This is a genomic window from Streptomyces sp. NPDC030814, from assembly GCF_055572155.1.
In genome coordinates, this window is record NZ_JBVIDX010000022.1 from 65399 (window position 1) to 89715 (window position 24317).

A 24317-nucleotide genomic window follows, 5' to 3' on the forward strand; every position below is an offset into this window, starting at 1 on the left:
CATCAACACCGCGTACGCCACCCCGCTCCCGACGCCCCCCGACCGGCCGGCCCGGGATCACTGCGCCCACCTCACCGAACGCTGCACCCGCCTCGGCGAGGAGGCCGCCGCGCGTCGCCTCCGGCACCTCTTGCACCGCCCGCGCAGCCGCCCGGTCCCTCCATGTCACGGCCGCGAACCCCGCACGGGATTCGACTCAGCCGCCGGCTACGACATCAACACCGCGTACGCCACCCCGCTCCCGACGCCCCCCGACCGGCCGGCCCGGGATCACTGCGCCCACCTCACCGAACGCTGCACCCGCCTCGCCGAGCGAGCCGGCCGGGCCGCCGCGCGCCGGCTCCGGCACCGCTTGCAGCCGCTCGCGCAGCCGCCGGGTCCCTCCACGTCACGGTCGCGGACCCGCCGGGCCCCGACTCCGTCCGCGTCCGCCGTTCCGGGTGCTCACAAGCTCGTCCAGGTGCCCCGGTCCCTGGCCGTCGCGTGCAGGGCCTCGATGTCGGCCGGTTTGAGCATGCCGCCGGTGCGGGCGAGGTCGGGGAGGTCGCTGTCCGTCAGGACGCGGGCCTCCCTCGGGGGCGGGCTCACGCGGAGGTCGGCGGGTTCGACGAGGGCGAGGACGGGGCGTACCTCGGCGGTGAGGGCGTAGGAGGCCCGGCCTGCGTCGGCGCGGAGCCCGCGCAGCAGGGGGCGGGGCTCGTGGCGGCCGAGGGCGACGAGCGGGTCGGCGACCGTGACGCGCTGTCTGCGGGCGTAGAGGGAGCGGACGCAGAACAGGCCGCCGGGGCCGATCACCAGGTGGTGGATGCGGGCACCGCCGGGCAGCGGAACGGAGTGCAGGGTGCGCCAGCCCGCGCCCTCCAGCGCGTCCAGCGCCGCCCCGACCGTCTGTTCGGCCGCGAGGGCCCGGCGGCGCGGGTCGGGGCGGAACCGGTGCGGCGGTCCGGGGTCGCGGTCGAGGTCGATCAGCAGGGCCTCGCCGGGACGGTTGGGGGCGAGGTCGTCGTCGGGGTGCAGACTCAGCCGGGCCAGCTCGGCGGCGGTCGGCACGGGCGGCGGGCCCACCGTGACCGGGCCGGTGACGAAGGGGCGGAGGGCGGCGAGCACGTCCGCTCTCGACTCCTCGCTCAGCAGGTTCACCCGGCCCGTGTCACGGTCGTACCAGGCGACGTTGCTCCCGTCGGTGCGGCACACGTACAGGCGTTCCTGTCCGTGCCGCCAGGTCGGTATGACGCGCAGTCCTTTCATGCACCATCACCCCCGACCATGGGAACAGGCGGGGTGCTCCATCGGCAAGAAGCCGGATACCTTTGAGGGGACGACCCGTCGTCAGGGGCTTGGGGAGGCCGCCGTTGCCGCCGCGCAGAAAGCAACCCGACGTTCCGGCTCCGCTCGAACCATGGAGCGAGATCGTGCCCGGCCTGTGGATGGGCGGGCACGAGTTCGCGGGGCGGACCGGCACCGGAGAAGTCGAATTCGCCGTTGTGGGCGATGAGTTCGATCTCGTGCTGTCCCTGCTGCGGCTGCCCGGGTACGGGCCGGCCGACGGCGTCGAACACCATGTGTGGCCGATCCCGGACGGACCGCTCGACGGTACGCAACTGGCGGGCGTGATGCGGCTGGGGCAGGCCGCGTGCGACGCGCTGGAGGACGGCCGGAAGGTCCTCGTCCGCTGCTTCCACGGCTACAACCGGTCCGGTCTGGTCGTCGCCCACGCGCTGATCCGCGACGGGCACTCCGCGGAGGAGGCGATCCGGCTGATCCGCACCCGCCGCTCGCCGTGGGCGCTGCACAACGAGCTGTTCGTGGAGTATCTGCACACCGGGCTGCCCACCGTCCGCTTCCTGGAGGAGCTGGAGGAACTCGCCGAGTAGGGCGGAACGGGCCACGCATAAGGTGTACGGGACCGAAAGCCGCCCTTCCGTATCCAGGAGTCCCGTGTTCCACAGCCGCTCCGCGCGCGCGGCCGTCGGCGCCGTGTTCGCCGCGGCCGTCGTCGTGCCGCTGACGGGCTGCGGTGACTCCGGGGGCCTGGTGAGCGCGGGCGCGACGCCCACCGCGAACGGCCCGACCCGGCTGTGGCCCGGGCAGCCGCCCGCCTCCTCCCCCGCCTACGACTTCGGCGAGGCCGAGACCGAGGTGGTCAAGGGGGTGACGGCCCCCGGCGACGACATCCGGAAGGTGGACCCGGTGGCGGTCGTGCGCGCCGAGATCGCCGCGCACCCCGACGTGTACACGGGCTCCGCGGCCCCGTACCGCGGGACGGCCCGGCGCATGGCCGACTGCGACACGGGCGGCGACCGCGGCGAGTGCCCCGTCCTGGAGGCGTACCACCGGGACCTCACCGGCGACGGGCACGACGACATGGTGCTGGGTTTCCGGCTGCTGCCGGGCAACCAGACGGCCGTACGGATGTACACCTTCCGCAAGGGCCGGCTGGTGCAGGTGCTCGCCAACGACGACGCGGTGATCGCGGTAGAGCTGGCGGGCCGCACCGTGATCATCCGCACGCCCGCGGCGATCGTCGGCTACGAGTACCGCACACAGTGGAACTGGGACGGGGAGCAGCGGGCGATGCTGCTCACGCGGGACGAGATCCTGCGGGTCGGGGGGCCGTCGGGGGCGTCCGGGGGGCCCGCTCCGTCGCGTTCGCCTTCCGGGTCGTCGCCCTCGCCGTCCGCCCGGTCGTCGGAGAGTCCGTGATACGCGCCGGAGAGTCCGTCATACGCGCCGGAAAGCCCCTGATACGTGCTGGAGGGAAGCGTCCGGGGCTGCGCCGCCGGGCCGCCTCGCTCACCTGGAAGGCGCTGGCCTTCATCACCGTCATGTGCTGCGGTCTGGCCGCACTGCTCGGTGTCCTCGTGCATGTCTCGGTCACCCACCAGACGGTCGACGACGCCCGCTCGCGGGCTCTGGACCGGCTGGAGACCGCGACCCGGGCGTACGAGGCCGGGAACCGGCTCCCGCCGGACGCCGGGGTCGATCCGCCGGGGCTGCCGAAGGCGCTGCGCGCGCTGGCGGCGAGCGGGCGGCGCGGCACGATGATCGGCGTCGTCGACGGCTCCCCCACGATGTGGGCGGCCACTCCCGCCGACGGCCGCGCACTCGCCGTACGCCTCGACTACGCGCAGAGCGCGGCCACGATCGAGGGGCTCGACCGGGCCATCCTGGGCTCGTCGGCGCTGGCGATCGGGGTGACGCTGACACTGGGCGCGCTCGGCATCACCCGGGTCACCCGGCGGCTGCGCACGACCTCCCAGGTGGCGCGGCGGATCAGCGCGGGCGACCTGGACGCCCGGGTCGGTGACCCCCGTACGACGGATCCGACGCGCCACCGGGACGAGGTGGCAGCGGTCGCCGCGGCGCTCGACACGATGGCATCGACGCTCCAGCGGAAGCTGCTCAGCGAGCAGCGGTTCACGGCGGACGTGGCGCACGAGCTGCGGACACCCCTGACCGGGCTGCACGCGGCGGCCGAACTGCTGCCGCCGGGGCGTCCCACGGAGCTGGTGCGGGACCGGGTCGCCGCGTTGCGGACGCTGACCGAGGACCTGCTGGAGATCTCCCGCCTGGAGACGGGAAGCGAGCGGCTGGACCTGGAGGAGGTCCGCTTGGGCGTGCTGGCGGGCCGGGTGGCCTCGCACGCCGGTTCCGGCACGGAGGTGCGGGTCGTCGAGGACACCTGCGTCGAGACCGATCGGCGGCGGCTGGAGCGGGTGTTGGGGAATCTGGTGGCCAACGCGCACCGGCACGGGGCGCCTCCTGTGGTGCTCACCGTGAACGGGCCGGTGGTGACCGTGCGGGACCACGGGGGCGGGTTTCCGGAGTATCTCGTCACCGACGGGCCGCAGCGGTTCCGTACGGAGGGCTCCGCCAAGGGGCATGGGCTGGGGCTGACAATCGCCGTGGGGCAGGCGGAGGTGCTGGGGGCGCGGCTGGAGTTCTCCAACGCCTCCGACGGGGGCGCGACGGCCGCGTTGCGACTGCCCGGACCGGGGACTGATCTCGCGTCCGGGAGCCGGCCCTTCCCCGATGGCCCAATACGAAAGGCGCCCCGTTCTCCCTCCTCCTAACGTGGCGATTAGTCAGCTTCGCCCCCTTTCTGGAGGAGCATCACATGTCCCTGCGGATTCTGTTCATGCGGTTCGGCATAGCCGCCGCCGGTGGCGCGCTCATGGCGCTCGCGGCCACCACTCCCGCCGCGGCCGGCGAGGTCCGGGGCCACACCGGCGCCTCCCACAACACCGTCAAGGGGAAGGTCACGGCCCGTACCGGACTGATCCTGCGCAGCGCGCCGAACCGCGGTGGCGCGGTCATCCGTGTCGCGCCGTACGGCGAGATCGTCAAGATCTTCTGCAAGACCCAGGGACAGACCATCGACGGCAACCGTCTCTGGTACCTGCTCACCGACGGCACCTGGGCCTGGGGTTCGGCCCGCTACATCGAAACCTGGAAGACGCCACGCTGGTGCTGAGCTGAGCGACAAGGCGCACAAGACATTCCATTTGGGTAGGTTCCGGTCATGACCACCAAGGCCGGAACGACCCTGGCCGCGGATCCCGCGGACCCGTCCCCGCCCGCCGTTCGCCTCCCCCGGCGCAGAGGCGTCGAGTTCAGCCTCGTCGTCGTGGCCGTCCTGCTCTCCGTGTACGGCTACTGCGCCGTCGGCCTGGCGAAGAACGGCACGCTCCCGCCCGGCGCCGCCGACTACGGCGCCGGGCTCGGCGTGCTCGCGCTGCTGGCCCATCTGGCGGTGCGGCTGCGGGCGCCGTACGCCGATCCGCTGCTGCTGCCCATCGCGGTGCTGCTGAACGGGCTGGGGCTGGTGCTGATCCACCGGCTGGACCTGGAGACCCCGGCCGACCGTGCGGCACCCGCCCAGCTGAACTGGTCGGCACTGGGCATCGGGTTGTTCATCGTGGTCGTGGTCCTCCTGAGGGACCACCGGCTGCTCCAGCGGTACGCGTACGTCTCGGTGGTGGGCGCGCTGGTGCTGCTGGCGCTGCCGATCCTCTTCCCACCCGTCAACGGGGCCCGGATCTGGGTGCGGATCGCCGGATTCTCCCTCCAGCCGGGCGAGTTCGCGAAGGTGCTGCTGGCCCTGTTCTTCGCCAGCTATCTCGCGGCCAACCGCCACGCGCTGGCGTACGCCGGGCGCCAGATCTGGCGGTTCAAGCGCCTCCAGCTCCCCACCGGGCGGGTGCTCGGACCGATCGTCACCATCTGGCTGCTGAGCGTCGGGGTGCTGGTCCTGGAACGGGACCTGGGCACCTCTCTGCTGTTCTTCGGCCTGTTCGTCATCCTGCTGTACATCGCCACCGGCCGTACCGGCTGGATCGCGGTGGGACTGCTGCTCGCGGGGGTGGGCGCGGTCGCCGTCGGCTGGCTGGAACCGCATGTCCACGGCCGGGTCGAGGACTGGCTGGACCCGTTCGCGTCCATCGAGGCGGGGCGGGGCGCCAACCAACTCGCGCAGTCGCTCTTCGCGTTCGCCGCCGGGGGGCTGCTCGGCACCGGGCTCGGCCTCGGCGACTCGATCCTGATCGGCTTCGCCGCCAAGTCGGACTTCATCCTGGCCACGGCGGGCGAGGAGCTGGGCCTGGTCGGACTCTCGGCGGTCTTCCTGCTCTACGCCCTGCTGGTGGAGCGGGGCTACCGTGCCGGTCTCGCCCTGCGCGACCCCTTCGGCCGGCTGCTCGCCATCGGTCTGGCCTCGATCATCGCCCTCCAGGTGTTCGTGATCGCGGGCGGTGTGACCGGGCTGATCCCGCTGACCGGCATGGCGCTGCCCTTCCTGGCCCAGGGCGGCTCCTCGGTCGTCACCAACTGGATCATCGTGGCCCTGCTGATGCGGCTGAGCGACTCGGCCCGCCGGCAGTACGACGGCCAGGAGGAGAGGGACACGTGACCAAGTACATCCGCCGTGCCGCCGCGCTGTGCGCCCTGCTGCTCGTCGCCCTCCTCGTCAACGCCACCCGCGTCCAGGTCTTCCAGTCCCGTGCGTACGACGACCATCCCGCCAACCGCCGCCACGAGATCGCCCGTTGGGGCCAGCCGCGCGGGAACATCCTGGTGGGCGGCCGGCCCGTCACCGGCTCCAGGGACACCGGAGAGCAGCTCCGCTACGAACGGACGTACCGGGAGGGCCCGTTGTACGCGCCGGTCACGGGCTTCGCCTCGCAGGTGTACGGGACGACACTGCTGGAGCACGCCGAGAACCCCCTCCTCGACGGCAGCGACCCGATGCTGTCCTTCCTGCCCCTGTGGAACGACATCACCCGTGACCAGAACGCCGGCGGCGAGGTCGTCACCACCGTCGACGCGGGGGCGCAACGGGCGGCCTATCTGGGGCTGGGCGCCCGCCGGGGCGCGGTCGTGGCCCTCGAACCGGCCACCGGGCGCGTCCTGGCTCTCGTCTCCCGGCCTTCGTACGACCCCGGGCTGCTGTCGGGGAACGGCCCGTCGGTGGCGCGGGCCTGGGCGCGGCTCAACGCGGACGAGGGAAAGCCCCTGCTCAACCGGGCGGTGCGGCAGACGTATCCGCCGGGGTCGACCTTCAAGGTCGTGACGGCCGCCGCGGCGCTGGACGCCGGGGTGGTCCAGGACCTCGACGCCCCCACCCGCTCCCCCGCCCCGTACACCCTGCCGGGCACCACGACCTCCCTCACGAACGAGGTCGAGGGCTGCGAGGACGCCTCACTGCGCTACGCCTTCGAGTGGTCGTGCAACACGGTGTTCGCGAAACTGGGCGTGGACGTCGGCCTCGGCACCATGAGGGACACGGCACGGGCCTTCGGCTTCAACGACTCCGGGCTGCGCATCCCCTTCTCCGTGGCGCCGAGCAGCTTCGACACCCACATGGACCGGGCCCAGCTCGCGCTCTCCTCCATCGGCCAGTTCGACACCCGTGCCACACCTCTGCACATGGCGATGGTCACGGCGGCCGTCGCCAACGGAGGGACCGTCAGACCGCCGTACCTGGTGGAGCGCACCACCACGGCCGACGGCCGCACCGTCTCCACCGCCGGTACGCGGATCCCCCGTCAGGCCATGACCCCGACGACCGCCGGACAGCTCCGCGAACTGATGCTCGGCGTCGTCTCGGACGGCACCGGTACCAACGCCACCGTCCGGGGCGCCGCGGTCGGCGGCAAGACCGGCACCGCGCAGCACGGCATCGGCAACTCCGGCACCCCGTACGCCTGGTTCATCGGCTGGGCCCAGTCCCATGACGCGCCGGAGCCCGAGGTGGCCGTGGCGGTGGTGGTCGAGGACGCGGACGCGGTACGGGGTGAGATCAGCGGGGGCGGGGACGCGGCCCCGATCGCCAGGGAGGTGATGACGGCGGTGCTGAGAGGAGCCGGTTGAGCACGGCAGGCCCCTGGAGAGCGTCCACCCATTGAGATAACCGGTGTCGCCCCTGAGACGCCCGACCTATCGTTCGGTCCATGACTGCCGTCGCGTACGAACTGGCCCAGGTGAACATCGCCCGTCTCAAAGCCCCGCTCGATTCCCCCCGGCTGAAGGACTTCGTCGACGCGCTGGACCCCGTGAACGCGGCCGCGGACGCCGCCCCCGGCTTCGTCTGGCGTCTGCAGAGCGAATCGGGCAACGCCACGGACGTCCCGGTCCTCGGGGACGAGTGGCTGATCATCAACCTGACCATGTGGCAGGACATCGACGCCCTGACGACGTTCATGTACCAGGGGCAGCACCGGGAGATGCTGTCCCGCCGCAGGGAGTGGTTCGAGCGGCTGGCGGAGGCGGTCACCGCGCTGTGGTGGGTGCCGGCCGGCCACCGCCCCTCCGTCGCGGAGGCGGAGGAACGGCTCCTGCACCTCAGGGCACACGGCCCGACGCCGTACGCCTTCACCCTGCGGACGACGTTCCCGGCAGGGCCGGCCGAACCGACCGGAGGGCCGGCCACCGACGCGGCGCCGGGGGTCGCCGTAGGCTGACGACGCCGCGGCCGGGCGCGGCGGATGCCGACGCCTTGCTGCCGGAGGGGGCCGGATGCGGCCGTCAGCGGATCGGCCGGCGCAGGTCGGCCCGGACCCGGAGGGTCAGCCCGGCGCTCTCCGCCAGGTCCACCTTGTCCGGGTCCTCGCCGATCAGCGCGGGGTCGACCACCAGGACCGTGACGCCGGTGTTGCCGTCGTTCCAACCGCACTGCGGATAGACCGTCCGCGTCCCCAGATCCTTCCGGGCGAGAAGCTGGCAGGTCACGGTGACATCGGACCCCGCGGGACGGAAGTCCCGCGGCGGTACCACCACCTCGGTCCCGTCGAGCCCGTTCGCCCGCCCCAGCATCGCGTCGCGCGCCCCGTCGGGGTCCTTGAACCGGCCGTACAGACCGGTGATCGACAGCTGGCCGCCCCGGTTCACCGGCGTGTACGTGGCGGTGGCCGCCTCGACGTCCCGGGCACCCAGGGTGCGCTCGGCGTCCCGGGCGAAGGCGCCGTCGGACGCGTCGGAGTAGTCCCTCTTCAGCTCGTACTCGCCGTCGAGCAGCTTCGCAGGCAGCGTTAGCCGGTACTCGGCCGCCGGATAGGCGGCGTCGGAGTCGCCCCGGAGGAGCACGAACGCGGCTACACCCGCGACCAGCAGGAAAACGGCCCCTCCCACGATCCCGAGGACGAGCCCGGTCCGGCTCCCGCGCGTCGGCGGGGGCCAGTCCCCCTGGTGGGGCGAGCCGTCCGGGGCTCCCGGGACCGCGGCGGGCGCCGCGGCGTACCGGTCGTGCGACTGCGGGTGCGGCGGAGGCGTGGACATCCCGGCACGCTACCCAGCCGCCGGCCCGCGCAGGAGCCCCGAGCCCCTGCGCCGAGCGCTTCTTCACCGATAGTTCCGGCCGCGTTCGCCCCGCCGTCGCCGCACGCGCCCGGCCGGTTCGCCCGCGCTTCACGCACCGCACCGGTAGACGCGTCGTCAACAAGTCGCACGCAAGGGATTGACGGCCTTGCTGACAAGTAGTCTCATAAGCGGTGACCGCCGGTAACTGACCGAAAATCCCCGTACGACGAGGTGGGAACAGCCATGACGACGGTGACCTCGGTGTCCGAGGCGGAGGTGCTCCGTGACGCCCTCGGCCTGCTCAAGGACCGGGAGCAGGTGGCCGAGCGACTGCTCGCCTCCTCCGCGAAGCACTCCTTCGACCCGGACAAGGAGCTGGACTGGGACGCGCCCTTCGAGCCGGGGAAGTGGTTCTGGCCGCCGGAGCTGGTGTCGCTCTACGGGACGCCGATGTGGAAGCGCATGCCGGAGGAGCAGCGGATCGCCCTGTCCCAGCACGAGGCGGCGGCGCTGGCCTCGCTCGGCATCTGGTTCGAGATCATCCTCATGCAGCTGCTCGTGCGGCACATCTACGACAAGGCGGCGACCAGCGCGCATGTGCGTTACGGGCTGACCGAGATCGAGGACGAGTGCCGGCACTCGAAGATGTTCGCCCGCCTGATCACCAAGGGGGACACCCCGTACTACCCGGTGAGCCGTCTGCACCAGAATCTGGGCCGTCTCTTCAAGACGATCTCCACGACCCCCGGTTCCTTCACGGCGACCCTCCTCGGCGAGGAGATCCTCGACTGGATGCAGCGGCTGACGTTCCCGGACGAGCGCGTCCAGCCCCTCATCCGCGGTGTGACCCGGATCCACGTGGTCGAGGAGGCCCGGCACGTGCGGTACGCCCGCGAGGAGCTGCGCCGCCAGATGGTGACGGCGCCCCGGCTGTCCCGCAGCTTCACCCGGATCACCTCCGGTGAGTTCGCCCGGGTCTTCTCCGTCGCCTTCATCAACCCCGCCGTCTACACCAATGTCGGCCTCGACCAGCGCGAGGCGCTCGCGCAGGTGCGGGCGAGCGGGCACCGTCGCGACATCATGCAGACCGGCTCGCGCCGTCTGACCGACTTCCTGGACGACATCGGTGTTCTCCGGGGAGTGGGGCGGCGGATGTGGCGGTCCTCGGGGCTGCTGGGGTAGGGGGGCAGGGCGCCCAGTGGCCCGCGCGTGCCGGGCATGTCGGACTGCGAGATCCCCGGTGCACGAAGGGCACCTCGCTCGGTGAACCGGTCTGCCTCGGCTGCGGGAACCGCCGGCGGCAGTCCCGGATGCCCCTCGAAAAATGCCGCCCACGGAACCGCAGCCCGCACTCCCGGATCAGCAGCCACGTTGCCCGCGCATTGACCGCGACATGCAGGTCAAAGCTCCCCACGGTGGTGTCCAACAGACCTGAGTCGACCGACTCGCAATGGCAGAGCACCAGCGCGGTGACGTCCCCGGTTCACGCTCGACGCTGTCGAAGAGCTGAGCCGGCACAGCCGGGTCGCTCAGGTCCGTCTCGACGGCATGCGTTCTCGCCCCGAGGGACGCCACCTGCTTCCGCAACTCTTCGGGCCCACCGGGCTCCAGGCTCCACCGCATGCGCGCGTCCTGCGGAGTCCATTGCGTGAGGGCCACGTCCCAGCCGGCTCTGGCCAGACTCAGAACCACGGACGCCGCGCTCCCCGCCGAACGGCCCGCCCCCGTGAACGGGGCAAGCGGACGCCCCGACTTTCCCACGTCCTTCCGCCGCTCCAGGGGCGTCTCGCCGCTTATGACCCTCGTCCTGGCGGGCCACCCCACACCACAGCACCGGTTTTCCCCAGCACCAAGGCTGGATCAGACAGGGCCGCAAGGCACGGCCGGTCCTGGGCCGGATCAACCGGGGAGTCTTCCTGGAAGACCGGTTCACTCCGCGCGTGGATCCCAGCGGAACCGCCGCACTGCCACCACCGCACCGACCGCGCCCCACAGGAGCAGGACCACGAGGTCCCGCCAGGGGAGGCCGGTGCGGTCCGTGGTGAACGCACGGAGCAGGGCGTCGTTGAACGGCTTCACCGGCAGTGCGGCAGCGACGCTGTTCAACAGACCGGAGTGGATGGGCATGTACGTGCCCGAAATGAACACCAGCGGGAAGAGGACGAACTGCACGACCGACGGCGCGGCCTCCGCGTTGCGGATCAGCGACGCCACCGCGACCCCGAGGGCGCAGAAGGCTGCGGCGCCGAACACGAGCGTCAACACCAGCGCGGGCAGCTGCGAGGAGGCGGGCAGCGAGACGCCGTGGAGCCGGCCGACCACGGTGATGAGCAGGACGTCGGCGACGCTCACGACGATGCAGTGCGCCAGCAGCCCCACGAAGTACGCGGAAGCGGGCAGGGGCGTCGCCCGAACCCGTTTCAGGATCCCGTTCTGGCGCCGTGCCGCCAGCACGATCGCCAACTGGCTGTAACAGGAGCCCAGGACGGACACCGCGGCGATCGTCGACACGTAGTACTGGAGCGCGGACCGGCCGTAGTAGAAATCGCTCTTGCCCATGCCTCCGAACAGACCGCCGAAGATCGCGATGACGACGACCGGGAACGCGAACGTGAAGAACGCGCTCTGCGGATTGCGCCAGAACGTCAGCTGCTCGTAGCGGATCTGGTGCCACAGCAGGGCGAGTCCGCGGCGCCGGACCTGCCGGCCCGGGGCGCGGGGAACGGCAGTGCTCATGACGCGCTCCTTTCCGGCGTGCGTTCGGGCGCGCTCCGGTCCTGGGCGGTCAGGCGCAGATAGACGTCCTCCAGGCTCGGCCGGCCGACCGTCAGCCCGGCGAGCACGGTGCCGCGCCTGAGCGCCCAGTCGGTGAGCCGGTGCAGGGTGCCGGTCGGCTCCGCGGACTCCACGGTGACCAGGCCGTCCTCGTCCGCCTCGGCGACCACCGGCAGGTCGGCGACCGTGCTGCCGGGCGGCAGTGCGAAGCGGATCCGGGCTCGCGCGATGTCACGCCCCCCGAGGGTGGTGGGGGTGCCCTCGGCGACGATCCGTCCGGCGGAGATCACGGCCACCCGGTCGGCCAACTCCTGCGCCTCCTCCATGTAGTGCGTGGTGAGCAGGATGGTGGCGCCCGCGTCGCGCAGGTTCCGCACGAGCTGCCAGGCGCCGCGGCGCGCGTTCGGATCGAATCCGGTGGTCGGCTCGTCGAGGAACAGCAGGCTCGGGTTCCCGATCATCCCCAGCGCCAGGTCCAGGCGCCGCTTCTGGCCGCCGGAGAGCGTGCGGACCTTCTTCTTCTCCTGCCCGGCGAGGTCGACCAGGCCGATCACCTCGTCGACGTCGCGCGGCGCCGGGTAGTAGCCCGCGTTGCGGGCGATGGTCTCGCGGACAGTGAGGTAGGGCTCGACCGCGATGTCCTGCAGCACGAGCCCGAGCCTCTCGCGCAGGGTGCGCGCCGTGGACCGGTCGCCCGGGTCGAGGCCGAGGACGTCGACGTGACCGCCGTCCCGGGTGCGGAACCCTTCGAGGATCTCCATGGTGGTGGTCTTGCCGGCGCCGTTGCGACCGAGCAGCGCGAAGATCTCCCCGTGCTCGACGGTGAAGCTCACCCCGGCCACGGCCCGCACCGCACCATAGGTCTTGTGCAGGTCTTCGACGACGACCGCGCTAGACATGGCGGTCACCCGCCGTCCGGTGCGCGTGCGGCGGCGTCACACGTGGACGCACGTGACCTCCAACGTCAGGTCGAGATGGCGCCCGGCCATCCCGCGGGCCGCGATCACACCGAACTCGGTACGGTCGACGCGGGCGGCGGCACGGACGGTGAACGCGTTGGCCGTCACCCGCGCGTGCACGATGGACAGGCTCGCGGGCCGGGAGACCCCGCACGCGGTGAGCGTGCCGGAGACGGACGTGGCGTCCACCCGCTCGGAGACGAACGCGATCAGCGGGTTCCGGTCGGTGTCCAGGAACTTCGCCGACCGTACGTTGCCGTCCCGCTGGTCGTTGCCGGTGCTGAAACTCGCTGCGTCGATCTCCACGCGCAGACACGACTCCGACAGCGGCTCGGCCACGTCGACCGTGCCGCCCCGGATCGCGAACGTGCCGTGCACGGGCATGAGGCCGAAGAGGTGTCTGCTCTTGAACGAGATGGACGAGTTCTTCGTGTCGATCGTGTAGCGACCGAGCCGGGGAGATGTCGTGGTGGGGTTGCCTGTCGCATCCATGCCCTCATTCCACGGCGGCCGGCGCTCCGCGCGGCAGGGCGAGCAGTCGGTTCCCGGAGCGACGAACGGCTGGTCGTCGCGGGCCGCATGCGACTTTCGTAGGGTCCGCACGAGGCGGAGGTACGGGGTTGTCACGACGCGGCCGGGGTGGTGGCCCGCATGGCCTACGGTAAGCGTCATGACCGACGGACCGTGGCACCGCCGGCACTGGGTGGCCGTGGACGTGGCGATCGCGGCCGGCTTCGCGCTGCTCGACACCGGCACCACGGTGATCGGCGCCAGCTGGTGGCCGCACCACCCGGACACCCTCGCCTGGGTCATGCTGGGCCTGCAGGCGCTCGCCTGCGCCTCGCTGGCCTTCCGCCGCGTGGCCCCGCTCGCCGTCGTCGGCGTGCTCGGCGCGTTCACCGTCGCCGTGACGCTGCTGATCTCACCGGTCGGCGTGCTGACGCCCGCGAACGACACCAACGTTTGGGCCCCCTACGCGACCCTGGTGGCCGCCTACGGCCCGTTCTTCTTCCAACAGAACCGCCGCACGGCATTCCTCATGCTCGCCGCCTTCACCCTCCTCGTCATGCGGCCCTGGGAGCCGTCGGTCACCGTCATGACGATCGGGCTGCTGCGCACCGCGGTCGGCCCGCTGCTCGCGCTCTACTTCGACGCCCGCCGACGCATGGTCTTCGCCCTCGTCGAACGGGCCGAGCGAGCCGAGCGGGAGCGCCACCTGCTCGCCGAACAGGCCCGTGCCGAAGAACGCGCGCGGCTCGCCGGGGAGATGCACGACGTCGTCACACACCGGGTGAGCCTGATGGTGCTGCAGGCCGGAGCCCTGCGGGTGACGGCGCAGGACGAGGGGACCCGGCAGGCGGCGGAGGAACTGCGCGCCGCGGGCTGCCAGGCCCTGGAGGAACTCCGGGACCTGGTCGGCATCCTGCGCACCACGCCCGAGGTTGACCGGACGCCCTCGGTGGCGGGCTTCGCCGACCTGGTCGCCGAGTCGACGGCGGTGGGCACACCGACCGATCTGCTCGAGGACGGCGACCCGGCCCTTGCCTCACCGGTGGTCGGGCGCACCGCCTACCGCGTCCTGCGAGAGGCGCTGACCAACGCCCGCAAGCACGCGCCAGGCGCCCGCGTGACCGTGCGGGTGGAGTACGGCGAGGCCCAGGTGCGGATCACGGTCCGCAACAGTGCCCCGACCGGCAGAGCGAGCAGCGCCCTCGCGGGCACCGGCTCCGGCATGGGTATCGCGCATCTGCGCCGGCGCATCGAGCTCGTGCACGGCACCCTGCGTGCCGGGCCCTGTTCCGACGGCGGGTTCAGCGTCGAGGCGACGCTGCCCGCGTACGTCCCGACCGCGGAATCGGTGGTGTGAGCGTGGCCCGAGTAGTGGTGGTGGATGACGAGCCCATGGTGTGCGTCTTCCTGCGCACCATTCTCGACTCGGCCCAGGACCTGGAGGTCGTGGACGTGGCCCACGACGGCGCGGCCGGCATCGAGGCCGTCCGGCGCAGCCGCCCGGATGTCGTGCTGATGGACCTGCGCATGCCGCGCATGGACGGGCTGACCGCGATCGAACGCATCAATGAGCAGCTTGCCCAGCCGCCGAACATCGTGGTGCTGACGACCTTCGACGCCGACCAGTACGTGCTGCGTGCCCTGCGGGCCGGCGCCACCGGCTTCCTGGTCAAGTCGACCCCGCCGGAGGAGCTGATCGGGCTCGTGCGGACGGCTGCCCAGGGGCACACCGTCCTGTCGCCGTCCGCTGCCCGCCGGCTCATCGCCGCGTCGACGGACAGCCTTTCGGCCCGTGACCGCGCACGCGAGCTGGTCGCCTCGCTGACCGAACGGGAGGCCCAGGTCCTGGCCGGCCTCGGCGAGGGCCTGTCCAACGCGCAGATCGCGGCCCGGCTCTTCCTCTCCGAGGCCACGATCAAGGGCCATGTGTCGCGGATGCTGGACAAACTGGGCTGCGTCAACCGCACCCAGGCCGGCCTCCTGGCCCACGACGCGGGCATCATCGGCTCGTCGTAGGGCCAGGTGTCGCCACTTCCGGCCCGCCGGCCGCCGTCAGGCGCGCCAACGGCGCGGTGCGCCGGTCCTTCACCAGCTGCTCCGTCGGGAACCTTCTCGGCCGACGGCGCGGCGGGAGTTCGCCTCGTCGCGCCGCCGGGTGGCCGTGTCCTGGAAGACGGAGTCGGGCAGGATCCGTGACACCCGTTCGTACACCGGGCACGGCCCTGTCGTGGGCAGCAGCGCCACCGCGCTCCCTGCTCCTCCAGGCCTGCCCCCGCGGTTGAGACGGTCGGCCACCGGCGTGGTGACGCTGAGCCGCGGGACCCCGTACACCGGTGCGTTCGCGTGGGAGCCGCGGCCGCCGTGGTGGATCAGCAGGCGGCAGCTCGGCAGGCGGACGTCTGGAACCGACTCCACGGCACGCATGTGTCCGGCATCGGCCCGCGCTCCGCGACCTGCGCGGGCAGCGATGCGTCGACGACCTCGGCGTCGAGCTCCGCCAGGGCAGCTCGCTCTTCGTGAGTCCCGGCAGCCGAACCCGCACCCGAGCCACAGGGCGCCCACCCCCGCCGCGCGACTACGCTGCCCGTATGACGTCCGAGGCCCCCACCCGCGCGTACCGCCGCCTGAGCGTCGAGGAGCGGCGCAGCCAGCTCCTCGACGCGGCCCTGGAACTCTTCGCGCACAAAGCCCCGGAGGACGTCTCCCTCGACGACGTCGCGGAGGCGGCCGGTGTCTCCCGCCCCCTCGTCTACCGCTACTTCCCCGGCGGCAAGCAACAGCTCTACGAGGCGGCTCTCCGCTCGGCCGCCGACGAACTGGAGCAGTGCTTCGACGAACCCGCCGAGGGGCCGCTCACCGCCCGGCTGTCCCGCGCCCTCGACCGGTATCTGACCTTCGTAGACGAGCACGACACCGGTTTCAGCGCCCTGCTCCAGGGCGGCAGCGTCGTGGAGACCTCACGGGCGACGGCCATCGTGGACGGCGTGCGCCGGGCCGCCGCCGAACACATCCTGCGGCATCTTGGGGTCACGGAGCCGGATCTCCGTCTGCGGATGACGGTCCGGATGTGGATCACCGCCGTGGAGGCCGCCTCCCTCATCTGGCTCGACGAGGGCAAGCGGCCGGACGTGGCCGAACTGCGCGACTGGCTCGTGGAGCAGTTCGTCGCCTGTGTCACCGTCACCGCCGGCCGCGACCCGCAGACCGCGGCCGCCGTCCGGGGCGCCCTCGCGGTGGAGGCCGCGGACGGGGCCGTCGGCGGCCTGGCCCGTCGCGTGCTGCCCGTGGTCGGCGACGCCGCCCACCTGCTGTGACGGCCCACCTGCTGTGACAGCCCACCTGCTGTGACACTGGTCCGGTGAAGACACAGGACACTCCATTCGTCGGCGGCCCCCTGGACGGCCGCGTCCTGCCGGTGCTGCTCGGCATCACCGGGCACCCGCCGAAGACGTACCGGGTCCCCGTCCCCGATTCCGCGGGCGGCCCCGACACGGTGCTCGTGTACCGCAGGGTCGACGCCGGCCGGGGCGGGTTCATGCACCAGTTGTGGAAGTACGAGTACGACCCGGACGCGGATCCCGCCCGGCGCCCGAAGTGGCCGTGGTCCCGCCCGGAACGGCAATCCGCCACGCCGCCCGCGAAGCCGCCGTCCCCCGACGAGTGACCTCCGCGGGCCGGACGGCCCACCCGGCGCGCGCTGGTCCCCCGCTCCTCCCATCCTGCCGGTGCGAGATGGACGGCCCATCCGCGCACCGGAGGTGATGACGTGTCAGGAAAGGCCCTGCGTCTGGTCCGTACGGCGACGGCCACGGCGGTCGCGGCCGGCGCACTCCTCTCGGCGGCCACCGTCCCGGCCGCGGCGGCACCGCTGCCGCCGCCCCCCGACGACACGGCCGGGGCCGTGACGGCCGACGTCGACACCGCCGGGACCACCGCCGACGGCGACACCGCCGCCCCCGGCGGACGCTCGGTGGCCGAGCTTCTCACCGACCTCCGGCGGCTGTACCGCGAGGCCGAGGAGGCCAAGGAGGCCCACCGCGCAACCGAGGAGGAACTCGTGAAGCAGCGGGCGCGGGTCGCGCGTCTCGACCGGCGCCTCGCCGCCGCCCGGCTCTCCCTGCACCACAGCCGGAGCGCCGCGGGGCGCCTGGCCCGCCAGCAGTACCAGAACAGCAGCACCGACCTGTCCCCGTACGTCCGGCTGCTTCTCGCCCGCGACCCGCACCGGGCGCTGGAGCAGGGCCATGTGATCGGCCAGGTCGCCCAGGAACGTGCCCGGACCGTGGAACGGATGGTCGGCAGCGAGCAGACGACGGACGCGCTCGCCCGCCGGGCCCGCGCCGCCCTCGACCGCCAGCTCACCCTCACCGAGCGCCGCCGGACGGAACGCGACGCGGTACGGAACCGCCTCGGCGAGGTCGAGCGGCTCCTCGCCTCCCTCACCACCGAGCAGCTCGCCGGCATCAAGAGGCTGGAGAGGGGCGCGGCGGCCGCAGCCCAACGGAGGCTCGTCGCCTCCGGTGCACTCAGTGCCGTACGGCCGCCCACCCGTACCGGTGCGAAGGCGCTGCGCTACGCGGTCGCCCAGATCGGCAAGCCCTACAAGTGGGGCGCCGCGGGCCCGAAGGCGTACGACTGCTCGGGGCTGACCTCCCGTGCCTGGTCCCACGCCGGCCGGCGCATCCCCCGCACCAGCCAGGCCCAGTGGGCCCGCCTCCCCCGCGTCCCCCTCACCAAGCTGCGCCCCGGTGACCTGGTCGTGTACTTCCCGAGGGCCACCCATGTCGCCCTCTACCTGGGCAAGGGCCTGGTCGTCCAGGCCCCCCGCCCCGGCACCACCATCAAGGTCTCCCCCATCGCCGCCAACCCGCTCCTCGGCGCCGTACGCCCCGACCCCAGGGCCAAACCCCTGAAACGCTTCGACCTCCCGAAGCTTCCGAAGACGGCGACGAAGGGCTCGGACAAGGGCTACGACACGTAGTGAGGAGGGCTGCGGTCGCGGTGTCGGGGGGAGGGGGACTGGGTCCGGTGCTGTGACCGGAAAGGTTCACCGGCTCGCGACGCCCGGCACACCTTTCCGGTCACAGCACTGAGGGCTGTCCCGTGATCCGCGGTGGATCAGCGCACGGCGTCGGCGCGGCGAGGTGCCGTAGCCGGCGTCGTGCGCCCGCCGGGGATGACGGGACACCCCTTAGCCCCCCGCGACCTCCGACAGGTACGCCTCGGTCTTCTCCGCCTCGAAGAAGTAGTTCTCGAAGTCCGCCGGGTCGTCGAAACCGGCCGCGAAGCGGTCGGCCACCCGGGGCAGCGCGCCTGCCGCTCCGATCAGAGTCAGCACATGCTCCGGCGGCTCGCCGAGCATCGCGTTCGTCCACTTCGTCGCCGGACCCGCGGTCTCCGCCCAGAACCGTTCGAACGTCCGCCGCATCCACGCCTCGTCGAACTCCGCGTCGCCGTGGTCCAGGATCGCCCGCAGATACGTTGCTGCGCACTTGGACGCCGTGTTGGCGCCCTGACCGGTCAGCGGATCGTTGGTCACGACCACGTCGGCCACGCCGAAGGCGAGCCCGCCGCCGGGCAGGCGGGCGACCGGCTGCCGTACGACGGGGGTGTAGCGGCCGGCCAGCACTCCGCCCGCGTCGGTGAGTTCGACCCGGCGGGTCCGCGCGTGCTCCCACGGTACGTACCGCTCCATGAGGTCCAGGGTCAGGGCGAGGTGCTCGGCCGGGTCGTTGACGCCCTCGAAGACATCGGCGGGACCGCCGGGCACGCCCTCCCAGAAGAGCAGGTCCGCCCGGCCGGACGTGGTCAGCGTCGAGGTGACGAAGAGCTCGCCGACGCCGGGGACCAGATTGCAGCGCGCCGCCTCGTAGTCGGGGTGCTCGGGGCGCGGGTCCAGACCGTGGACGTACGCCGCCGCGAGGGAGCGCTGCGGCCGGGTGAACGGCGACCGGGCGGGGTCGCGGGCGAACATGGAGACCAGCTCGCCCTTGCCCGCGGCGACCAGGACCAGGTCGTAGACGCGGGCGAAGTAGTCGAGGTCGGAGACGGCCGCGCCGTGGATGACCAGTTGGCCGCCCCGCTGGGCGAAGGTGTCCAGCCAACCGGCCATCTTGACCCGCTGGTCGACGGACTGGGCGTACCCGTCGAGCCGCCCGACCCAGTCGACGAGGCGCTCGGCCCCGGGGCCGGAGACGGAGACGCCGAGGCCCACCATCCTGGGCGCCTGGGACTCCCAGAAGTTCAGCCCGAGGTCCCGCTCGTGCTGCAACGCGGTGGGGAACATGCACTGCGTCGACGTGACCCGCCCGTGCCGGATCTCGTCCGCCGTACGGTTGGACATCAGCGTGACCTCGTACCCGTGCGACTGGAGGCCGAGGGCGAGCTGGAGCCCGGACTGGCCGGCTCCGACGACGAGTATCTTCCGCATCCGGACTGGTCTCCTCCTACGCCGCTGGGTGCCCCGCGCCCCGCCGGGGCTACTCGGGGCTGACGGATATCGCGTGCCCGCAGAGCGCGAGCAGGGTCTCCAGCACCGAGGCCCGGTCCCGCGCGTCCATGATCATGACAGGTACATGGGCGGGCACGGTCAGCGCGTCCCGTACGTCCTCCGGCTCGTAGCGGTCGCTGTCGTCGAACTCGTTGACGGCGACGATGTACGGCAGGCCGCAGCTCTCGAAGTAGTCGAGCGCGGGGAAGCAGTCGGTGAGGCGGCGGGTGTCGGCGAGGACGATGGCCCCGATCGCGCCGCGCACCAGGTCGTCCCACATGAACCAGAACCGCTCCTGGCCGGGTGTGCCGAACAGGTAGAGGACCAGGTCGTCGTCGAGGGTGATGCGGCCGTAGTCCATGGCCACGGTGGTGGTGATCTTCTCCGGGGTCGCGGAGAGGTCGTCCGTCGCGGCGCTGGCCTCGGTCATCAGGGCCTCGGTGCGCAGCGGGGTGATCTCGGAGACCGCGCCGACGAGGGTGGTCTTGCCGACGCCGAAGCCGCCCGCCACCACGATCTTGGTGGCGATGGGGGCGCGGGTCAGGTCGGCCTGCCAGGGTTTCAGGTCCTCCTCGGGCTCCGGCTCGTACCGGGGCGCGGGCGCCCCGGCCAAGCGGTCGAGGCCGCGGGAGGCGGCCCGGGCGAAGCCGCCGGGCCGGGGGGCGTCGACGGTGACGCCCGGGGTGACGCCGGGCGAGGCGTCGGGGGTGACGCCAGGCGAGGCGGCGTCAGAGACGGCGGAGTCCACTCAGCACCCTTTCCAGCAGAGCGCGGTCCGGCTGTCCCGGTCCGTGACCTGTTCCGTACACACGGATCTTTCCCTGGTCCGCGAGATCGCTGAGGAGGACGCGGACCACACCGAGCGGCATCTTCAGCAGCGCGGCGATCTCCGCCACCGTCCGCATACGGCGGCAGAGTTCGACGATGGCCCGCATCTCGGGCATCACCTTGGTGGTGAGTGAACCTCCCCCACTGCTGGACGCGTGGGCGCTGCCCCCGTCCGACTCCGGCCTGTCGGCCGGGGCTTCGAGTACGGCGACGAAGGTCTCGACGAGGAGCACATGACCGAAGCGGGTGCGGCCGCCGGTCAGGGAGTAGGGGCGTACGCGGGCGGGTTTGCGGTCCCCGCCGCGCACCGGGAGCCTCTTGTGAGGGCTCCGCTGCGGGCCCGGCTTCCTCGCCGAGCCCGGCTTGGGGGCGCGCGCCCTGGTCTTCTTCGCGCCGCTCATCGCCTGCTCCCGGCCGCCTCGATCTCCTCGGCCTCCAGGGACTTGCGCAGTTCGCTGCGGAGCTCGGGCGTCAGGACGTGTCCGGCGCGGCCGACGAAGAGAGCCATGTGGTACGCCACCACGCTCATGTCGCAGTCCGGGGAGCCGTGGACGCCGAGCAGCGAGCCGTCGCTGATCGACATCACGAAGAGGCTGCCCTCGTCCATCGCGACCATCGTCTGCTTGACCCCGCCGAACTCCATGAGCCCCGCGGCACCGATGGTGAGGCTGCCGATGCCGGAGACGATGGTGGCGAGGTCGGCGGCGGAGCCCCGGGGGCCCTGGGGCCGTTCGCCCTGGGCCTCGCGGGCCTCGGCGTTGCGGCCGGGGTCGGAGGAGAGCAGGAGCAGACCGTCGGAGGAGACCACCGCGACCGACAGCAGTCCCGGCACCTCCTCGACGAGGTTGGTCAGCAGCCAGTGCAGGTTGCGGGCTTCACTGCTCAAGCCGAAGGTACTGGGCGCGGTCAACTGCTTGCCTCCTCGGAAGTGCCCCCCGTGGTGTCAACTGCCTCTGTCCGGTACTCCTGTGGCTCGGGTGCCCGTGTCTCGCCCGACTGCTCGGCGATCTCCGCCTCGACGTCACGGCGTCCCTCCCTGGCCCCCTGGTGGAACCCGCCGAGCCGACGCCTGAGCTCCTCGGCGTTCACGCCCCCCGCGCGCGGCTGCGGGGCCGTGGGCGCGGGCGCGGTGATCCTGGGCGTGCGCTTGGGCAGGCCCTTGTCGGTGAGGCGCGGGGCCTTCGCCGACGTACGCGCCGCGTCTCCCTCGTCGGCGGCGCGCTCATGGGTGTCGGGGCCGATGCCGTACGGGTCGTCGGCGTCCTCGTCGGCGGCCGTCTCCGGGGCCACCGGAGCGAACAGCTCCATGGTGGTCTCGGAGACGGACTCCGTCGGGGTCCCCTGCGCGTCGTCCCGTTCGTCGTCGGCCTCGTCGTCCCCGGCCGTGTCCGCGTTCCCCTCGCGGGCAGCCGTGTCCGTGTCCGCGTTCCCCTCGCGGACGGCCGTGTCCGTGTCCGCGTTCCCCTCGCGGACGGCCGTGTCCGTGTCCCCGTCCGTCTCTGCGTTCGTGTCGGGTTCGGTGTCCTCGTCCTGCGCGGCGCCGTCCGCGTTCCCCGCGCGTCCGGCGGCGTGAGCGGCCTCCCGTGCCAGCAGTGCCCGTTCCGCGGCCTCGATCAGCGGGTCCCCGTCGCCCTCCGGCTCACGTACGGCGACGCTGCGGGCGGGCAGGGCGCCGTCGTTGGTCTCGGCGGCGATGCCGGGCATGGACAGCACGGGCCCCGCGGCGAGCGACGGCCCGGCGGCGGGCGCGGCCGGCACCGCGGCCAGCAGCGACTTGGGCAGGACGACGACCACGGCGGTGCCGCCCGACGTCTGCTCCTGAAGCCGGACGCGGGTGCCGAGCCGGTGGGAGAGGCGGGCCACGACGTAGAGGCCGAGACCGAGGCTGTCGCCGTCCTCCTGGTCGTAGGGGGCCTCGGGGTCGAAGTCGGTGAGGCGGGCGTTCAGCTTCGCGAGCCGGTCGGCGGCGATGCCGATGCCGCCGTCCTGGACGGAGACGGAGACCTCGCCGTTGTCCATCAGCCGGCCGGAGATCTCGACGGACGTCTCCGGCGGTGAGAACGACGTGCCGTTCTCCAGGAGTTCGGCGAGGAGGTGGCTGAGGTCGTCGGCGGCGAACCCGGCGATGTGCGCGCTCGGCGGCAGCGCGGCGATCCGGACCCGTTCGTAGCGCTCGATCTCGCTGACCGCGGCGCGGACGACGTCGACCAGCGGGACGGCCCCGGCGTGGTGCTGGATGTGCTCGTGGCCGGCGAGGACGAGGAGGTTCTCGCTGTGGCGCCGCATGACGGTCGCGAAGTGGTCGAGCTTGAAGAGGGTGGAGAGCCGTTCGGGGTCCTGCTCGCGCTCCTCCAGGGACTCGATGACGGCGAGCTGCCGCTCGACGAGGCCGAGGGTGCGCAGCGCCAGGTTCACGAACGTGCCGTGGATGCTGTGCTGGATCCTGCCCAGGTGGGCGCCGGCCTCGGCGAGTTCGGCGCGCAGCCGGTCGCGTTCGTCGGCCATGGTCTGGCGCTGGCCGATGAGGTGCTTGCGGTCGCCTTCCAGGGGCGCGAGCCGCTCGTGCAGCGCGAAGGCGTGCGCGTGGAGCGCGTTGACGGAGCGTACGACCTGGGCGAACTCGTCGTTGCGGCCGGTGAACTTGATGGGTTCCTCGGCGACGGGGTCACCGGCGACGCGGGCGGAGCCGATGCGCAGCACCGCGAGCGGGCGGGTGAGGGAGCGGGCCATGCCGGTGGCGACACCGACGGCGAGGAGCATCAGCGCGCCGAGGAGGGCGACCCGGATCTCCAGTGCGGTCACGTCGTCGTCGCGCAGCTGGGCGAGGTCCTTGGTGCGCCGGTCGTAGAGGGAGGACTCGGCGCCGCGCATCAGGTCGACGCGGGCGGACAGCGCGGTGTCGATCTTGGTGGCGCTGGTGCCCTTCTCGTCGTCGGAGAGGACGGGCCGGTCGGTGAAACGCGCGAGGTACCTGTCGGCGGCGTTGGCCTCGGGGCCGGTGACCGTGGCGTCGTAGGCGGAGCGGGTGGTGGCGGGAGCGATCTCGCGGAAGTGGGCGAGAGCGGCGTCGGAGCGCACGCGGGCCTGCTGGGCGGCGGCGGCGAGGGCGTCGCGCTGCTTCTCGTCGGCGGCGGAGGAGCCGGTCGTGGTGGTGGGCAGCCCGGTGGCCGGGTCGACGACGGTCTGCGTGGTGCTCGGGATGCTGAGCGCGGCGACGAGCAGGCCCCGGGCTGCGGCGGCCTGCTGGACGGCGGTGTCGAGTTCGGCGAGGGCGTACGCCCCGCCGCCCGCGCGGGGCGGCAGTTGCTGGGCGAGTTCCTCGGCGAGCGCGTGGAGTTCGCTGACGACGGCGGTGTACGCCTGATGCGCTTCCAGAGCGGTGCTCCGGCCGGAGAGCGCCGCTTTCCGTACGGCGGCGATGGACCCGATGTCCTTGCGCAGCGCGGCGGATGTGTCGGTGTCGGCGCTCAGCTCGGCGACCTGACGGTCGACGCGGTCGGCGCGCTGCTCGTCGGGCGCGGCCGACTTGGACCGCCCGGCGGCGATGTACGCGGTGACCTCGTCACGCTCGTCGGCCAGCGCGTGGGCGAGGGTGAGTGTCTCCTGGGTCTGCTCGGCGAGCGTGACCAGGCTCTGGGTGTCGTGCAGTTGCTCCGAGGCGGCGAGGATCGACGGCGCCCCCGCGCCCGCGATGGCGGCGGCCACGACGGCCACGGCGATGATGAGCCGGTTGCGCACGTGCGCCTTGCGCCCGGTGCCGACGGTGGGGGCCTGCTGCGCCGTCCCCTGCTGGTTCGGGGAGGCCGCGGAGGCCTTCGAAGCTGCCTTCTTGCCTGTGCGCCGAGGCCGCGTCTTCTGCACCGGTGCTCGCATTCCTGACTCGTTTACCCATGGGTCCGGGTGACGTTCCGTCAACTTGTGAGCGTCCCCCCGGTACGGCTCCCGACCCTCCCAGTGCCGGT

General features: G+C 72.6%; 24 protein-coding genes. 13 read left to right on the forward strand and 11 right to left on the reverse strand.

Annotated features, from left to right (window positions below; all coding sequences use genetic code 11):
* Window positions 1-444: 444 nt before the first annotated feature.
* Entirely contained in the window at window positions 445-1248 is an 804-nt protein-coding gene (locus ACZ43N_RS33035) for a nuclease-related domain-containing protein (RefSeq protein ID WP_468102723.1), read from the reverse strand.
* A 104-nt stretch (window positions 1249-1352) separates the two neighbouring features.
* Between ACZ43N_RS33035 and ACZ43N_RS33040 the strand changes: the two genes are divergently transcribed.
* The 7 genes from ACZ43N_RS33040 to ACZ43N_RS33070 all read left to right on the forward strand — a co-directional run bounded on the left by ACZ43N_RS33040 (window position 1353) and on the right by ACZ43N_RS33070 (window position 7958).
* Entirely contained in the window at window positions 1353-1874 is a 522-nt protein-coding gene (locus tag ACZ43N_RS33040) for a protein-tyrosine phosphatase family protein (RefSeq protein WP_468102724.1), read from the forward strand.
* A 64-nt stretch (window positions 1875-1938) separates the two neighbouring features.
* Complete coding sequence (locus ACZ43N_RS33045; protein ID WP_468102725.1) at window positions 1939-2703, forward strand: hypothetical protein; 765 nt, start codon at window positions 1939-1941, stop codon at window positions 2701-2703.
* A gap of 122 nt (window positions 2704-2825) precedes the next feature.
* Complete coding sequence (locus ACZ43N_RS33050) at window positions 2826-4073, forward strand: ATP-binding protein (protein ID WP_468102792.1); 1248 nt, start codon at window positions 2826-2828, stop codon at window positions 4071-4073.
* 44 nt (window positions 4074-4117) lie between these two features.
* The gene (locus ACZ43N_RS33055) at window positions 4118-4474 is read left to right on the forward strand and encodes an SH3 domain-containing protein (RefSeq protein ID WP_468102726.1); all 357 of its coding nucleotides are present in this window, start codon (window positions 4118-4120) and stop codon (window positions 4472-4474) included.
* Window positions 4475-4522: 48 nt separating this feature from the next.
* Window positions 4523-5908, forward strand: coding sequence for an FtsW/RodA/SpoVE family cell cycle protein (locus ACZ43N_RS33060; protein WP_468102727.1), 1386 nt, complete (start codon window positions 4523-4525; stop codon window positions 5906-5908).
* Entirely contained in the window at window positions 5905-7368 is a 1464-nt protein-coding gene (locus ACZ43N_RS33065) for a penicillin-binding transpeptidase domain-containing protein (protein WP_468102728.1), read from the forward strand. The genes ACZ43N_RS33060 and ACZ43N_RS33065 overlap by 4 nt, the downstream gene beginning before the upstream one ends.
* Before the next feature lie 80 nt (window positions 7369-7448).
* Window positions 7449-7958 carry a DUF3291 domain-containing protein gene (locus ACZ43N_RS33070; RefSeq protein ID WP_468102729.1) on the forward strand — a complete coding sequence of 170 codons (510 nt, stop codon included), beginning with the start codon at window positions 7449-7451 and terminating at the stop codon, window positions 7956-7958.
* Window positions 7959-8022: 64 nt separating this feature from the next.
* On the opposite strand, the gene ACZ43N_RS33075 is transcribed toward ACZ43N_RS33070, so the two are convergent.
* Window positions 8023-8772: a hypothetical protein gene (locus ACZ43N_RS33075; RefSeq protein ID WP_468102730.1), complete on the reverse strand. Its 750-nt coding sequence runs from the start codon at window positions 8770-8772 to the stop codon at window positions 8023-8025.
* Window positions 8773-9036: 264 nt separating this feature from the next.
* On the opposite strand from ACZ43N_RS33075, the gene ACZ43N_RS33080 reads away from it, so the two are divergent.
* Complete coding sequence (locus ACZ43N_RS33080; protein ID WP_468102731.1) at window positions 9037-9975, forward strand: AurF N-oxygenase family protein; 939 nt, start codon at window positions 9037-9039, stop codon at window positions 9973-9975.
* Window positions 9976-10722: 747 nt separating this feature from the next.
* Here the strand turns inward: ACZ43N_RS33080 and ACZ43N_RS33085 are convergent.
* Genes ACZ43N_RS33085 through ACZ43N_RS33095 form a run of 3 tightly spaced genes read right to left on the reverse strand, consistent with a single transcriptional unit; the run spans window position 10723 to window position 13019 of the window.
* The gene (locus ACZ43N_RS33085; RefSeq protein WP_468102732.1) at window positions 10723-11529 is read right to left on the reverse strand and encodes an ABC transporter permease; all 807 of its coding nucleotides are present in this window, start codon (window positions 11527-11529) and stop codon (window positions 10723-10725) included.
* Window positions 11526-12467: an ABC transporter ATP-binding protein gene (locus tag ACZ43N_RS33090; protein WP_468102733.1), complete on the reverse strand. Its 942-nt coding sequence runs from the start codon at window positions 12465-12467 to the stop codon at window positions 11526-11528. Before ACZ43N_RS33090 ends, ACZ43N_RS33085 begins: the two co-directional genes overlap by 4 nt.
* Before the next feature lie 36 nt (window positions 12468-12503).
* Window positions 12504-13019, reverse strand: a complete 516-nt coding sequence (locus ACZ43N_RS33095; RefSeq protein ID WP_468102734.1) for a YceI family protein — start codon at window positions 13017-13019, stop codon at window positions 12504-12506.
* Window positions 13020-13197: 178 nt separating this feature from the next.
* Here ACZ43N_RS33095 and ACZ43N_RS33100 point away from each other — a divergent pair, with 178 nt between their 5' ends.
* Window positions 13198-14394, forward strand: coding sequence for a sensor histidine kinase (locus ACZ43N_RS33100; RefSeq protein ID WP_468102735.1), 1197 nt, complete (start codon window positions 13198-13200; stop codon window positions 14392-14394).
* Complete coding sequence (locus ACZ43N_RS33105) at window positions 14391-15053, forward strand: response regulator (protein ID WP_468102736.1); 663 nt, start codon at window positions 14391-14393, stop codon at window positions 15051-15053. Before ACZ43N_RS33100 ends, ACZ43N_RS33105 begins: the two co-directional genes overlap by 4 nt.
* A gap of 69 nt (window positions 15054-15122) precedes the next feature.
* Here ACZ43N_RS33105 and ACZ43N_RS33110 read toward each other — a convergent pair whose 3' ends face one another.
* Window positions 15123-15452 (reverse strand): nucleotide disphospho-sugar-binding domain-containing protein, encoded by a 330-nt coding sequence (locus ACZ43N_RS33110; protein ID WP_468102737.1) that lies wholly within the window; start codon window positions 15450-15452, stop codon window positions 15123-15125.
* A 173-nt stretch (window positions 15453-15625) separates the two neighbouring features.
* Here ACZ43N_RS33110 and ACZ43N_RS33115 point away from each other — a divergent pair, with 173 nt between their 5' ends.
* The 3 genes from ACZ43N_RS33115 to ACZ43N_RS33125 all read left to right on the forward strand — a co-directional run bounded on the left by ACZ43N_RS33115 (window position 15626) and on the right by ACZ43N_RS33125 (window position 18018).
* Window positions 15626-16351, forward strand: a complete 726-nt coding sequence (locus ACZ43N_RS33115) for a TetR/AcrR family transcriptional regulator (RefSeq protein ID WP_468102738.1) — start codon at window positions 15626-15628, stop codon at window positions 16349-16351.
* 44 nt (window positions 16352-16395) lie between these two features.
* Complete coding sequence (locus ACZ43N_RS33120; protein ID WP_468102739.1) at window positions 16396-16701, forward strand: hypothetical protein; 306 nt, start codon at window positions 16396-16398, stop codon at window positions 16699-16701.
* Window positions 16702-16803: 102 nt separating this feature from the next.
* Window positions 16804-18018: a C40 family peptidase gene (locus tag ACZ43N_RS33125; RefSeq protein WP_468102740.1), complete on the forward strand. Its 1215-nt coding sequence runs from the start codon at window positions 16804-16806 to the stop codon at window positions 18016-18018.
* Window positions 18019-18228: 210 nt separating this feature from the next.
* Here the strand turns inward: ACZ43N_RS33125 and ACZ43N_RS33130 are convergent, their stop codons facing one another.
* From ACZ43N_RS33130 to ACZ43N_RS33150, 5 genes are all read right to left on the reverse strand, one after another.
* Complete coding sequence (locus ACZ43N_RS33130) at window positions 18229-19467, reverse strand: styrene monooxygenase/indole monooxygenase family protein (RefSeq protein WP_468102741.1); 1239 nt, start codon at window positions 19465-19467, stop codon at window positions 18229-18231.
* A gap of 49 nt (window positions 19468-19516) precedes the next feature.
* A complete protein-coding gene (locus ACZ43N_RS33135) occupies window positions 19517-20140 on the reverse strand; it encodes a GTP-binding protein (protein ID WP_468102793.1) in 624 nt (207 codons plus the stop codon).
* A 115-nt stretch (window positions 20141-20255) separates the two neighbouring features.
* Window positions 20256-20756, reverse strand: coding sequence for a DUF742 domain-containing protein (locus tag ACZ43N_RS33140; RefSeq protein WP_468102742.1), 501 nt, complete (start codon window positions 20754-20756; stop codon window positions 20256-20258).
* Window positions 20753-21265 carry a roadblock/LC7 domain-containing protein gene (locus tag ACZ43N_RS33145; protein WP_468102743.1) on the reverse strand — a complete coding sequence of 171 codons (513 nt, stop codon included), beginning with the start codon at window positions 21263-21265 and terminating at the stop codon, window positions 20753-20755. Before ACZ43N_RS33145 ends, ACZ43N_RS33140 begins: the two co-directional genes overlap by 4 nt.
* On the reverse strand, window positions 21262-24216 hold the full coding sequence (locus ACZ43N_RS33150) for a sensor histidine kinase (protein ID WP_468102744.1): 2955 nt from the start codon (window positions 24214-24216) through the stop codon (window positions 21262-21264). The genes ACZ43N_RS33145 and ACZ43N_RS33150 overlap by 4 nt, the downstream gene beginning before the upstream one ends.
* Window positions 24217-24317 lie beyond the last annotated feature (101 nt).